The 13,356-nt window shown below is 43.5% G+C and carries 11 protein-coding genes; 2 read left to right on the forward strand and 9 right to left on the reverse strand.

The genetic code is table 11. The annotated features are described in order from the left end of the window. Nucleotides 1–59: 59 nt before the first annotated feature. The 8 genes from ACFSR5_RS20440 to ACFSR5_RS20475 all read right to left on the reverse strand — a co-directional run bounded on the left by ACFSR5_RS20440 (nt 60) and on the right by ACFSR5_RS20475 (nt 9,747). Nucleotides 60–701: a hypothetical protein gene (locus ACFSR5_RS20440; RefSeq protein WP_380906433.1), complete on the reverse strand. Its 642-nt coding sequence runs from the start codon at nt 699–701 to the stop codon at nt 60–62. Continuing rightward, nucleotides 691–1,236 (reverse strand): RNA polymerase sigma factor, encoded by a 546-nt coding sequence (locus tag ACFSR5_RS20445; RefSeq protein ID WP_380906434.1) that lies wholly within the window; start codon nt 1,234–1,236, stop codon nt 691–693. The genes ACFSR5_RS20440 and ACFSR5_RS20445 overlap by 11 nt, the downstream gene beginning before the upstream one ends. Before the next feature lie 79 nt (nt 1,237–1,315). Further along, nucleotides 1,316–2,569, reverse strand: a complete 1,254-nt coding sequence (locus ACFSR5_RS20450; protein WP_380906435.1) for a YeiH family protein — start codon at nt 2,567–2,569, stop codon at nt 1,316–1,318. 2 nt (nt 2,570–2,571) lie between these two features. Continuing rightward, the gene (locus ACFSR5_RS20455) at nt 2,572–3,492 is read right to left on the reverse strand and encodes an epimerase (protein WP_380906436.1); all 921 of its coding nucleotides are present in this window, start codon (nt 3,490–3,492) and stop codon (nt 2,572–2,574) included. 170 nt (nt 3,493–3,662) lie between these two features. Next, complete coding sequence (locus tag ACFSR5_RS20460; protein WP_380906437.1) at nt 3,663–5,450, reverse strand: acyl-CoA dehydrogenase family protein; 1,788 nt, start codon at nt 5,448–5,450, stop codon at nt 3,663–3,665. 30 nt (nt 5,451–5,480) lie between these two features. Then, on the reverse strand, nt 5,481–6,653 hold the full coding sequence (locus ACFSR5_RS20465; protein ID WP_380906438.1) for an acetyl-CoA C-acyltransferase: 1,173 nt from the start codon (nt 6,651–6,653) through the stop codon (nt 5,481–5,483). 185 nt (nt 6,654–6,838) lie between these two features. Then, complete coding sequence (locus ACFSR5_RS20470; protein WP_380906439.1) at nt 6,839–9,265, reverse strand: 3-hydroxyacyl-CoA dehydrogenase/enoyl-CoA hydratase family protein; 2,427 nt, start codon at nt 9,263–9,265, stop codon at nt 6,839–6,841. A gap of 32 nt (nt 9,266–9,297) precedes the next feature. After that, complete coding sequence (locus tag ACFSR5_RS20475; protein ID WP_380906440.1) at nt 9,298–9,747, reverse strand: MarR family winged helix-turn-helix transcriptional regulator; 450 nt, start codon at nt 9,745–9,747, stop codon at nt 9,298–9,300. 230 nt (nt 9,748–9,977) lie between these two features. Between ACFSR5_RS20475 and ACFSR5_RS20480 the strand changes: the two genes are divergently transcribed. After that, entirely contained in the window at nt 9,978–10,940 is a 963-nt protein-coding gene (locus ACFSR5_RS20480; RefSeq protein ID WP_380906441.1) for an isopenicillin N synthase family dioxygenase, read from the forward strand. Between the two features lie 59 nt (nt 10,941–10,999). Here the strand turns inward: ACFSR5_RS20480 and ACFSR5_RS20485 are convergent, their stop codons facing one another. Next, complete coding sequence (locus tag ACFSR5_RS20485) at nt 11,000–11,467, reverse strand: hypothetical protein (protein WP_380906442.1); 468 nt, start codon at nt 11,465–11,467, stop codon at nt 11,000–11,002. A 20-nt stretch (nt 11,468–11,487) separates the two neighbouring features. On the opposite strand from ACFSR5_RS20485, the gene ACFSR5_RS20490 reads away from it, so the two are divergent. Continuing rightward, a complete protein-coding gene (locus ACFSR5_RS20490; RefSeq protein ID WP_380906443.1) occupies nt 11,488–13,356 on the forward strand; it encodes a sensor histidine kinase in 1,869 nt (622 codons plus the stop codon).

A 13,356-nucleotide genomic window follows, 5' to 3' on the forward strand; every position in this document is an offset into this window, starting at 1 on the left:
AGAAAGCCCGTGTGTATGAACACGGGCTTTCTGCTTATAAGCTCTCGGAATTTTTATTTTTATTCTGGAAAAGTGATCCGCACGTTGCCGACCTGCCCGTTCCATTTAGGTCCCTGTTGAAATAGACGAAGTATTTCTGGCTCAATTTGTTCGGCGTCAGATCCCACTATCCGAACATCTACAGGTATTCCACTTTGACTAATTCTAAAATGTACGTCTACTTGTCTATCTGTGTTGCGTCCCGAATACTTGCTTTCCAAATATGCCGAAAAAGCATCCCAGCCGCCTACAGGGCGAGCATCCGCGCTTCCCAAAGATTCTATTTGAATTTTAGTAAGCGCGTCGTCCATCAACTCGACTTCCGTGATATTCGAAGAATTTCGATTGGGCAAATGCCTAATAAGTAATAGCATACATACAGCTATAAATAAAACTCCGGCGGCAAGCCCTATCGCTAAACGCTGCCAACTGTAAAAATGGGTGCTCTTTTGCCGTGCATGTTCTGCAACCCGTCTTTCTAAGCGCTGTTGCAGCAAACTGAGGGATTTTGCATCCACCCCATGTTGCAGGCTATAACCGTCAATCGCATCCTGCAGAAATGGATCATCTAATGCTTCTCGCTCTAATATATGCATCTCTTCGCGGCTCATTAAACCGCTAACGTAATTGTGTATCCGGGATAGTTGATAATTATTTTCCATTATACTTCTTCTCCATACATATTTTCAGGTTACGTTTGCCATTTTGTATATAGCTTTTGACCTTATTCAAATCGATAGCCATCTCATCTGCAATGTCTTTATAGCATTTCTGTTGTAAATAAAAGAGTCTAACACTTTGCGCTTGCTGATCCTGAAGGGTCTCTAGACATGCTTCCATCCGCTCGAAATCAGCTTCTGCCCAACGGCGTTCCTCTCCCGCATCTAACTTCGACTCGCTCTCCAATAGATGCTCCTCAATATCAACGAATTTATGTTTGTTTTTTCTGAGTTCCATTAAACAGTAGTTGCGCGCATATACATACAACCAACTTTTAAAATTGTCTACCTCGTGTACTCGTAGTTTTTCGATCAATTGCTCAAAAATCTGCATGACCGCATCTTGACTCCTATCGCGATCCTGAAGATACTTGAAGCATACACCGTAAAGCAGAGACATATAGGGTGTATATAACTTACCAAGTGTTTCCACAGCGCCTGTACGCTTATAATAGGCTAACAACTCTTTTTCGTTCATCCAATTATAGCTTCTTCTACTATGATGTAAATTTTAGTTAAATTCCATAATGATTTTTGACCATTGACACGACAAACTTCTATCGAAAAAGAACCATAGCAATAACAAGTGTGACCACAATATTGAAAAACTGTGCGACTAAAAACGCATACAACGGCTTTTTACTATTGTGCACAAACAGATCTTTAAAGTTGGTTTCCAGACCAATAGACGTAAATGCTAATGCAAACCAAAGACCTTGTATACTTTTTAAACTATCTTTCACACCCGCCACCGTTTCCGGTGAAATAAAAAAGGAAAAAAGCATAGAAGCAACGATAAATCCCAATACGAATTTCGGAAAACGCTCCCAAATTACTTTTAATGTCGGTTTCTCCGCATTTTCAGCACTTTTCGAATTCGAATATGTCCAATAAATGCTGATGGCAAAAGCTGCTATGCCTAATAATACATTTTGGGAGAACTTGACAATTGTACTTATTTTCAATGCTTCTTCTCCCACTAATGATCCCGATGCAACAACTGCGCCCGTTGTATCGATACTTCCTCCAAGCCAAGCGCCTGTCACTTCTTGCGATAAGCCCATCCAACTGGCGATGTAGGGCATACATATCATCATCGGAATTGCCGTAATGAGTACGAGCGAGATGACATAAGACAACTTTTTAGCATCCCCCTTTATAGCACCGGACGTCGCAATGGCTGCGGAAACTCCACAAATGGAAACAGCACTCGACAACATCATAGACATCTCTTGATCGATTTTCATTTTTTTGCACAACCAGAAGGCAAAGTACCAAACCGACAATACGACTACCGATGCTTGTATCAAACCTAATGAACCCGCTTTAAGGATTTCCCCAAAAATAACAGTAGTTCCGAGCAGCACCAAACCGATCTTTACATAAAGTTCCGTAGACAGTGCTTCTTTAAACCATGCAGGAAGGGAAAAGCAATTGCTGATCAGCAAACCGATCGCTAAACTGAAAATAACAGCTTCTAAATTATATTCTTTTACGGTTTTGTTGCCGGCCAGAATCAAGGCAAAAACAGTGATGATAAAGACTGTTGGAAAGACGATTAGCAAGGCTTTCAATGGTTTTCCGAGCAACAATGCTCCCAAGATGGCCACAGCGTACACCAATACAAACTGGCCGCCTAACTTGAGCAGATTGTCGCCGGCTACAATTTCGGAAAACAAGATGGACAGTGAATCCCAAGAAAAAGATGGTTTGGGCACTACAATACCGAACAGCGCAAGGAAAATAATCCCTAGTCCTAAGATAACGACTACCCAATCTTCTGTAAATAAACTGGTTCTACTAGATGACATGCTTAAGTTGATTTGATTAGTTGTCTAAATGCGTCGTGAATGTACGCATATTTAAACTCAAATCCATCATCTAGGAGATATTTTGTCGTCGCTTCCGTGCTGCCGAATACTAAGCTGGGATCTACCCCTTTAACAACAGCGCCCATTTGCGCTAAAAGCGTCGGCAGCGGCAGCCCAAAGTACATTCCAGCACTTTGCCGCAATTCCTTCATGAATACAGCGTTCGTCACGGGGTTTGGGCTACAGGCATGATAGAAAGATCTCGTCGCTTGTTTTTGGTCGATCAGAAAATGAATTATCCGAACAAAATCCGCAGCATGTATCCAACTGATAAATTGTTCACCGCTCCCCACCTTTCCACCCAGGCCCCATTTGGCCAATGGATAGAGCTCGGCAAATATACCGGAAGACTTCATCAGCACAGGGCTTAGCCGCAGAACTATCTTCTTCGTTAACGGCGCTGGTATAGTGCCAAAAACGTCCTCCCAATGTCGAGTCAGATCGGCTAAGAAGCCGGAACCATATCTGGTACTTTGTTCATCATGCATCCCATAGGAATCCTGAAACAGCGAAATACCTGAAAAGTTTATCCAAGAAATCGGAGGGTTAACCAAACCCTTTATCGCTCGTCCTAGTGCCTTTGTTGGCAAGAGTCGAGAATCCTCCAATCGCTTTTTATTTTCAGCGGTAAATCGGGTATTGACGCTTTCGCCACTTAAATTTATCAGGACGTCAGCGCCTTCTAATACGGTGCTCCAAGCGCCGGCATGTTCTCCATCCCATTGTACATAGTCCACGGACAATTGGTCGGAGTTGTGTATACTTCTACTGAGGACGACAACGCGGTAACCTTTTTCTACAAATGACGGAATCAGAAGTCGACCTAAATTTCCTGAACCGCCCGCTAACACAACTTTTTTCATTTTTTGCGATCAATATCATGGTACAACCGGATATACATGTACCTTATGAAAAACAAATAAGAGGGACGGTGGTTTCCCGATGCACCAAATGTTTTAAAAATTAAACTTCTGAACAACAAAAAACCCGTCGTGATGTACTTACGACGGGCTCCTAATCAACCAATGTATGTTTACGAAAAACAGTACTTATTTTCTTCGATCAGCTTTTTCGCTATGCGCTGTCTAGCATCTTTGACGTTAAATGGTTCCGCTTTTGTGAAACGACGGAGTCCAACCAACATCATTTTCAATTCGTCTCCCTCGCCAAATGAATACAACGCTTCTTTGCCGGCAGCGTGCACTTTATCTATTGTTCCATACAAATACACCCTCGCCATATCGGTTGGCAGCTCTGCCGCAGCATCTCCTTGCAGGTGAAAAATCTTTTCAGCTCGTAATAAAACAGATTCCGCAATATAGACATAACCGATGATGTCTGCGATATTCATAAGGATCTCTTCCTCTTTAGCTAAAGACATCATCAGCTTTTGAACCGCCGCACCGGCAATCAACAACCCTGCTTTTTTCAGGTTTGCAATCAATTTTTTCTCGACAGCAAAAGGCGTATTGTCTTCGGCTCCGAAATCCGGAATCGCCATCAGCTCATTCGCTACTGCTGTAGCTGGCCCCATGAGGTCTAGCTCGCCTTTCATGGCACGTTTTAACAACATATCGACAATCAATAACCGATTCACTTCGTTCGTTCCCTCAAAGATTCGGTTGATCCGCGAATCACGGTAAGCACGTTCCATCGGTGCTTCTGCGGAATAGCCCATTCCCCCATAAATTTGTACACCTTCGTCCACGACATAATCCAACATTTCGGAACACCATACTTTTATTATCGCACATTCAATTGCGAATTGCTCCACCGACTTGAGCTTAGCCTTAGCCTCTTCCATACCAGAAGCGATTAACGCTTCATATGCATCGTCGATATTTTGTCCTGCTCTATAGGCTGCTGATTCCGTCGCATATAGCCGAGTAGCCATCTCCGCTAATTTATAGCGAATAGCTCCGAATTTTGAAATCGGGAGATTAAATTGTACGCGTTCATTTGCGTAGCGAACCGCTTGCGTAATAACGGAACGGGAGGAACCGATAGTTGCTGCCCCTAGCTTTATACGGCCAATGTTAAGGATGTTAACGGCAATTTTAAAACCGTTTTCACGATCGGACAACATATTTTCTACCGGCACAGGACAATCATTGAAGAAAACCTGTCGTGTAGACGATCCTTTGATCCCCAGTTTATGTTCTTCGGGGTTCATCGTTATTCCGCCGAAATTTTTCTCCACGATGAAAGCCGTTAGGTTTTTATCCTCGTCGATTTTGGCAAAAACAATAAATATATCTGCGAAACCGCCATTTGTGATCCACATCTTTTGTCCGTTGATCAGATAGTGTGTACCTTCGGCATTTAATCTTGCAGATGTACGTCCGGAATTAGCATCAGAACCTGCGTTGGGTTCCGTTAGGCAATAAGATGCTTTCCACTCTCCAGAAGTTAATTTAGGTATATATTTCTCTTTCTGTTCCTCGTTTCCGTAATATAAAATAGGCAGGGTACCAATTCCTGTATGGGCAGATAAGGCGACCGCAAACGAATAACCTCCTCCAACGGCGTCAGCAACCAACATTGACGTATTAAAATTCTTACCAAACCCGCCATACTGCTCGGGTATCGATACCCCCAGCATTCCCAGTTCGCCGGCTTTATCAAGCAAACCCTGCATCAGCCCTTCTTCCTGTGCATCGATTCGATCCAGCTTATTTAACACCTCGCTTTCCAAGAAATCTACACAGGTTTGGCGGATCATTTTCGCTTCTTCATCAAACTCCTCGGGAATAAAAATCTCTTTGTATGGCGTTTCGCGAATCACGAACTCTCCACCTTTTATTGTATTATTTTGGCTCATTGTCTATCTCCTTAAATCTTTACTGAAAAACTACAACATTTCAAATATTCCTGCCGCTCCCTGACCTGTTCCAACACACATCGTAACCATTCCATACTTCTCATTCCTACGTTTAAGATCATGCAGGATCTGCACCGTCAGTTTCGCCCCTGTACATCCTAAGGGGTGGCCAAGAGCAATCGCTCCCCCATTGATATTAACCCGGGAATCATCCAGGCCTAGCTCGCGGATAACTGCCAACGACTGCGATGCAAAAGCTTCATTCAGTTCAATGAGGCTAATATCTTCTTTTTTCAAGTTTGCCTTGTCCAGCGCTTTTGGAATAGCGGCAATTGGTCCAATACCCATTATACGCGGCGGAACACCAGCCACAGCGTAGCTCACCAAACGCGCGATAGGCTGGGCTTGTAATTCTTTCAACTTATGTTCTGAAACCACGAGTACAAAGGCAGCACCATCGGAGGTTTGGGAAGAGTTTCCGGCCGTGACACATCCATCAGCCGCAAACACAGGCTTTAGTTTGGCCAATGCTTCGGCGGATGAATCAGCGCGTGGTCCTTCATCTGTATCTACTATATACTCCCGTGTTGTAATCTTGTTATCCTTGACGTAATTTTCAGCAACTGTAATGGGCACCACCCCCTCTTTCAAGTGTCCATTTTTGATTGCCTCGATCGCTTTTTGATGGGAACGTAATGCGAAAACATCTTGATCTTCCCGAGACACATTAAACTCTTTCGCCACGGCCTCCGCTGTCAGCCCCATTCCCCAATACCAATCTGGATGCTCTTTAGCGACGGTTGGATTAGGAACTATTTTCCATCCGCCAAAGGGCATCCCGGACATCACCTCCACTCCTCCCGCAATAATACAATCCGCCATACCCGACTTTATTTTGGCGACAGCTGTTGCTATTGTTTCCAATCCCGACGCGCAATACCGATTTACGGTAACTCCTGGAACTTTATCAGTATTCAATCCCATCAAAGAGATAAGACGTCCCATATTTAATCCCTGCTCTGCTTCAGGCATTGCATTCCCAACAATAACGTCGTCGATCTGTTCCACATCTAAGTTCGGAACTGTCGAAACCATATGTTTGATAACTTCTGCGGCTAAATCGTCGGCACGCATAAACCGAAACACGCCCCTAGGCGCCTTTCCTACTGCGGTACGATATCCTGCTATGATATATGCTTCCATTATTTTTAGATTTTAGATAGGAAGTACCATTTTTGCCTCCTATCATTTTTTACTTTTTCAACAATTTTATGAAAACCAAAAAACCAACGCGTCGCTTTCATCCATCCCATCGCAATCCTGTCGAGTTTCTTTTGCTTAGCGCCAATATAATGTCTGCCCTGTTAAAATTCGGACGATCTATCTCGCTAATTTCGCAAAGGTTTTCCTTTCGTTAACATGTGCTGTATCCTTTCCAACGTTTTCCGTTCGGCACATAATTCTAGGAAAGCTTTACGTTCGAGGTCAAGCAGATACTGTTCGGATACTTCTGTGGGGGCAGATAAGTTTCCACCGCACATTACCCAGCCCAGCTTTTCAGAAATTTTCTTATCATGATCTGATATGTATTTCCCTGCATGCATCGATGATGCTCCTACATATACGATACCTAGCCCCTGGTTACCCAACACCTTAATATCTTGACGAGGAGCAGGCTGAACATATCCCGCTTCTGCCAGTTCCAAAGCCTTCGCTTTCGCATCAGCTAAAAGACGCTTCCGATTCATTGTTATGGCATATCTACCTTCTCGAAGATAGCCGAGTTCTGCCGCTTCGACGGCAGACGTAGATACTTTCGCCTGCCCGATTGTCAAAAACCGATCTTTTAAGGTATTTTGAACAATTTGATCAGGTTTGTATTCCTCTGATGCGCGCAACGCAAATTCTTTGGAACCGCCCCCACCGGGGATCACGCCTACACCAAACTCGACAAGCCCCATATAGGTTTCCGCATGTAATTGGACAAAGTCAGCGTGCATCGAAAATTCACAGCCTCCTCCCAACGTGAGCTGGAATGGAGCGACAACAACGGGAATTGCCGAATAACGAATGCGCATGGCTGTGTTTTGGAACATACGTACAGCCATATTGAGTTCGTCAAAATCTTGCTCAACCGCCATCATGAAAATCATTCCAATATTGGCTCCTGCGGAGAAATTCTTACCGTCATTGGTAATCACAAGTCCCCGATAGTCTTTTTCTGCTATATCGATTGCTTTATTCAAGCCTTGAATCACGTCGCCTCCGATGGTGTTCATCTTCGTATGGAACTCACAGTTGATGATACCGTCTCCCAAGTCTGTAATGGTCACGCCACTATTTTTCCAGATCGTATGGTTATCCCGAATGTGGTCCAATACGATAAGATCTGATGCTCCCGGTATCGGTTGGTAGGTCTTCGTTTTGATATCATAAAAGTGTTTTACTCCCTCAATGACCTGGTAAAACGACTCGCATCCCGCATTCAGCATGTCGTGTACCCAAGCAGCAACTTCACCCGTTTGCCCGGGCAACCGCTTCTCTTCCGTTTTTATCTTCTCCAACGTTTCGCGCACACCCAACGCATCCCAAACCTCAAAAGGCCCTAATTCCCATCCGAAGCCCGCTCGCATGGCGTCGTCGATTCGGTAAAAATCGTCTGTAATTTCCGGCACGCGTCGAGAGACGTATTCGAAAAGCGGGTAATGCATCGCCCGGAACAACGTAGCAGCTTTGTCGGTACCTTGTTCATAAACCTTCATTCGCTTTCGGATATCGTCGATCGGCTTCGTTGCCTCCAATGTGGTAGACTTAATCTTGCTTTGGTCTTTATACGTGAGTGTTTGAATGTCCAACGAAAGAATAACCGAGTTACCTTTATCATCTTTCTCTTTCTTATAAAAGCCTTGCTTCGTTTTTTCGCCCAGCCATTTGTTCTCCACCATTTTGGTGATATATGTCGGCAGCTGAAAAACGGCTTTCGCTTCGTCGTCCGGTGCATTTTGCGCTAAACCATTTGCCACGTTAACCAAGGTATCGAGCCCCACCACATCCGCTGTACGAAAGGTCGCCGACTTGGGATGTCCCATTGCCGGACCGGTAAATTTATCCACTTCTTCAACCGACAACTGCAAGCCTTCCACCAAATGAGTTATGGCCAACATGGAGTATACGCCAATGCGGTTACCGATAAAAGCGGGCGTATCCTTACATAAAACTACCGTTTTGCCTAACATCTTATCACCGAAACGAGTTAGGAATTCCACTACCTCCGGCCTTGTGTCTGGAGTTGGGATGATTTCCAAAAGCTCCAAATATCGCGGCGGATTAAAGAAGTGCGTTCCACAGAAATGGGCTTTAAAATCGTCCGACCGCCCTTCAGTCATCAAATGAATAGGTATCCCCGAGGTATTGGATGTCACGAGCGTGCCCGTTTTACGGTATTGTTCCACTTGATCAAATACCGATTTCTTGATATCTAAACGCTCGACAACTACTTCTATCACCCAATCGCAATGAACAATATCCTTCATATTGTCTTGAAAATTCCCGGTTTTGATCCGGGAAATATAACTTTTGCTATAAATGGGAGAAGGGTTTGTCTTCAGCGCCGTTTCAAGTGAGGCATTGACAATGCGGTTTCGCACTGCCCCACTCTGCAAGGTCAGCCCCTTCGCTTCCTCCTGAGGAAGTAAATCCTTCGGCACAATATCCAACAGCAACACTTCTACACCAATATTAGCAAAGTGACAGGCGATCCGCGACCCCATAACGCCAGAACCTAAGACCGCTACTTTTTTAATATTTCTATTCATCTCTAGCTATTTTTTCGTGTTTTTAATTTGTTCTAAACATCCATTTTTTCTACATCTGGCTTATAGTTGGCGGCAAGCTCGTTTATTTTTTGCAACGACTTTATCAATTGCACCCGCTCTTTCTCTGGAAGTTGAGCGTCTAAGAACTCATTAAATTGCCGCACGACACCTTTAGCAATCCGTCGCTTTTCCTTACCGAGATCCGTCAGATAAACCTTAACAGAACGTTTATCTGATGCATTTACCTCTCTATAAATAAAGCCTAAAGACTCCAAATTGTTTAGCACGCGTGAAAGTGATGTTGTTTTCACACCGGTTGAATTCGCTATATGAGAAACAGATGTCCCTTCTTTGTGGATGTTGATCAAAATATACCCAGCAGCTTGGGTGAAACCGAACTGTGAGGCTATGACGTTGTATTTGTTGGCCACCGTCTGCCAGCTCGTCTTTAAGAAATAATCAATGGTATTCTCCTGGCTCATAATCTGATTTATTTTTTACTATGCAAGCATAACAAATTTAAGAGAATGATTTGAGAAAACCAACTGTTTCTAAATATTTCTTTTTGTTGGTCATCGTGTTTGAATGTTTCCGACTTTAAAGTTGTGGAAAACTTTTACACATTGATTTTCTTATATTTAGAGGAAAATAACAGGCTATTATAAACACGCGGCCGGAAGATGCATTAACTTTGTAACTTAACAAAACAGATATGGCACTAGTAAACATTCCTCGGTTAGATTTACAGCAGTATACGCACGGCGATACCGCACAACGGGAGAAATTTATACAGAACATTGGTCAAGCATTTAACGATACAGGATTCGTGACGATTGCCAATCACGGCCTAAGTCCGGAACTGATTGAGGAGCTTTACGTCGTCGTGAAAGCGTTCTTTGATTTACCCGAAGCCGTAAAACGAAAATACGAATTTCCCGAACTTGCTGGTCAACGTGGATACACGGGTAAAGGAAAAGAAAAAGCAAAGGGTGCACACACTCCAGATCTAAAAGAATTTTGGCAGCGTGGACAAACCATCGTGGGTGAAGAGTATTCCAAAGTAGACTTTCCAGACAATATTCTTGTGGAAGAACTACCTCGTTTTAATGAAGTTACTGCAGAAATCTATAAAAAACTGGAAGACGCGGGGCGACACCTATTAAAGGCCATTGCATCTTATCTGGAATTGGAAGAAAATTATTTTGAAGAATTTGTTATTAACGGGAACTCAATTCTTCGGGCCATCCACTACTTTCCAATTGAACACCCCGAGACCATTTCGGCAGACGCTGTACGTGCGGGGGCACACGAAGATATTAATCTTATCACCTTGCTTATAGGAGCAAGTGCCGACGGCCTGGAAGTATTAACGAAAGATGGGGATTGGTTCCCGATCAAGGCAAAAGGAGAAGATATTGTGGTTAACGTAGGCGATATGCTCCAACGCCTAACCAACAACAAACTAAAATCAACTACGCACCGCGTGGTCAACCCGCCTAGAGAACTCATGAAAACGTCTCGATATTCGGTTCCCTTTTTTTTACATCCGAAATCATCGATGAATTTGGCGAGTCTAGACTCGTGTATTTCTGAGGCTTATCCAAAAGCCTACACAGACTACACTGCAGGACAATATTTGGACGAGCGCTTACGGGAAATCGGACTGAAAATGTAACGTACAGACTGAACACCGATGTCCTTAATAACATCGGTGTACTTTTCTGAAGTCTCCGGCTATTGAGTGGGACGAAGCAATTTTAGGATCTTTAATGTATCCATTGCTCCTGTATCTTGCGAAATGTGCTTTTTCTCTAAGGCGTCCAACGGCTCTGTTCCGGGCATCAATGCTAAACCCTTTCCTGACAGTTTCTTGACCGGCATATTATATTTGTATTGGGTTTTCGGCCTTGCTGTAGGAATCGGAAGAGGCTCTTCCTTTTCGATCTTTGCGCTATCGACATTAACCTTTGCCCCTACACTATCCACAAAAGTTCGCCCAACGGCGGGCGGATTCGGCCCTGTAGGCCGCCCAGCGCCTTGTGCGACAACCGCCCCGGCTGTCACCGATAAAGCTACTAACATACCTATATATTTCATCTTTCCTGATTTACGTTGTGGCAACATAAATTTAACCGATTTGATTTGCATATTCGCTATAGCCTTGTTAAATTGTGTTAAACACACCTTTAAAGCTAGTTTCATCCCTATTTTTGTAACAAAGAATGAAGAAGCGCAGTATTACTCTGATTATCTGGCTAATGTCAATTGCTCTACTGGGGGTAATGGCGATGCAGTACTATTTCGTCAGGGAATCTTATCGACAAAAATCACAGTTGTTTGACGAAGCGGTCACAGCCGCCTTGACCACTGTCGCAGCAAAGATTGAAAAGCGTGAGATATTTGATTTCGCCAAGGAACAGGAACGCATCAACAAAGAAAAATATAAAGCCGACCAAGCAATACAACAACAGAAGGAAAACGTGCTGGCCGAGCAACTCCGCATCCAAGAACGGATCAAGCGACTGCAGGTGCAACAATTTGAACATCAACAACGTTATCGAGAAGCTGAAGAGAACCTAAGGGGCTTATTCCCAAACGCCGTCTCTGTTACGAACTCCTTTTATGAAACTTATGTCAAACGGAAACGTTATCAAGAGCTAATCGATTTTAATATCAGTAATAAGTATCTTGGCGAAGGTTATTTTAACACAGATATCCAATTGACCGCCAAACGCAAGATACCATTGGTTCCAGCGAAGGATGATAGTACCCGGTATATTATTCCGTATTTTGCAAACGGATCAGTACAAGCCATCCAAACCGCTACCCTCATGCCGAGGATTAATGCAGATATTGCATTCGAACTACATAATCTAGAAAAACAACTAGAGGCGCTCCATGTAAAAAAGCTCGCCGGGGCCACCAGTCTTTTCGATACTCTAGCCATTATAGGCGGGAAGAGCCAAACGATATTAAAGGATGTGGAATCAAGCATCGAGCTAGCGAAAAAACCGTTTCGTGAGCGCTTAAACACGAAATTTATCAAAGCCGAATTGGATACCGAACTCGCTAAAAGAGAGATCTATGTTCCTTTCAATATGGAAATCCGGGACGACCGAAGTTTGGTTATTTATGAAACGTTACAAAGTACAAATCCAAACAGTGCTAAAAAGCTGGCAAAATACAGCACAAAACTGTTCGAGAACGACTTAGGAAACTCTCCGGGGTTACTTTCTGTATACTTCCCGAACAAATCTTCTATTATACGCGACACCATGAGCTACATGCTTCTTCCGATGGTTGCTCTTTTAGGCTTACTAATCGGCGCATTTGCTTATACGCTGAGTATCATCTTCAAACAAAAGAAAATTTCGGAGATGAAGACGGATTTCATGAATAATATGACGCATGAATTCAAAACGCCGGTGGCAACAATCATGATCGCCAGTGAGTCATTGCGGGATCCGGAAATCGCTTCGGACGACAAACGTGTAAATCGCTTGGCCAACATTATCTATGACGAAAATGTCCGCTTAGGAAATCACATCGAACGGGTATTAAATATAGCCCGCCTAGAGAAAGAAAATCTAAAAATAGAAAAGGTAGACGTGCGGATCAATGCTGTCGTCACGGGTGTGCTAGACAGCATGCACTTGCAGCTTCAGAAAGCACAGGGCGTGCTTCATACGGATATTAGTGCGTCTCAAGATCTCGTGGTCGGCGATGAATTGCATTTATCCAACGTGTTTTTTAACTTAGTAGATAATGCCATTAAATATAGTAAAGATGCACCGGAAATCACGGTGAAAACGCACAACACCAAAACCAACATTGTGATCACAATCGCCGATAAAGGAATGGGCATGACGAAAGATCAAAAAGAGAAGATTTTTGATCAATTTTATCGCATTCCGACAGGCAATATTCATAATGTAAAAGGCTTCGGATTAGGCCTCAGCTATGTAAATGATATTGTGAAACGCCTAAGCGGAAAAATCCAAGTAAAAAGTGAGAAAGACAAAGGCACAATCTTTGAGTTGGTATTTCCTTTGAAGGGAGCGCAACAAGATGGGCAAGTATTCAAAAATTGA

Source organism: Sphingobacterium suaedae (genome assembly GCF_042684625.1).
Classification (GTDB): domain Bacteria; phylum Bacteroidota; class Bacteroidia; order Sphingobacteriales; family Sphingobacteriaceae; genus Sphingobacterium; species Sphingobacterium suaedae.

Excerpts from the sequence above, each read along its gene's own strand:
- ACFSR5_RS20445 (WP_380906434.1), bottom strand. The coding sequence starts at position 1,236 with ATGAACGAAAAAGAGTTGTTAGCCTATTATAAGCGTACAGGCGCTGTG.
- ACFSR5_RS20460 (WP_380906437.1), bottom strand. The coding sequence starts at position 5,450 with ATGAGCCAAAATAATACAATAAAAGGTGGAGAGTTCGTGATTCGCGAA.
- ACFSR5_RS20490 (WP_380906443.1), top strand. The coding sequence starts at position 11,488 with ATGAAGAAGCGCAGTATTACTCTGATTATCTGGCTAATGTCAATTGCT.
- ACFSR5_RS20480 (WP_380906441.1), top strand. The coding sequence starts at position 9,978 with ATGGCACTAGTAAACATTCCTCGGTTAGATTTACAGCAGTATACGCAC.
- ACFSR5_RS20470 (WP_380906439.1), bottom strand. The coding sequence starts at position 9,265 with ATGAATAGAAATATTAAAAAAGTAGCGGTCTTAGGTTCTGGCGTTATG.
- ACFSR5_RS20465 (WP_380906438.1), bottom strand. The coding sequence starts at position 6,653 with ATGGAAGCATATATCATAGCAGGATATCGTACCGCAGTAGGAAAGGCG.
- ACFSR5_RS20455 (WP_380906436.1), bottom strand. The coding sequence starts at position 3,492 with ATGAAAAAAGTTGTGTTAGCGGGCGGTTCAGGAAATTTAGGTCGACTT.
- ACFSR5_RS20450 (WP_380906435.1), bottom strand. The coding sequence starts at position 2,569 with ATGTCATCTAGTAGAACCAGTTTATTTACAGAAGATTGGGTAGTCGTT.
- ACFSR5_RS20485 (WP_380906442.1), bottom strand. The coding sequence starts at position 11,467 with ATGAAACTAGCTTTAAAGGTGTGTTTAACACAATTTAACAAGGCTATA.
- ACFSR5_RS20440 (WP_380906433.1), bottom strand. The coding sequence starts at position 701 with ATGGAAAATAATTATCAACTATCCCGGATACACAATTACGTTAGCGGT.
- ACFSR5_RS20475 (WP_380906440.1), bottom strand. The coding sequence starts at position 9,747 with ATGAGCCAGGAGAATACCATTGATTATTTCTTAAAGACGAGCTGGCAG.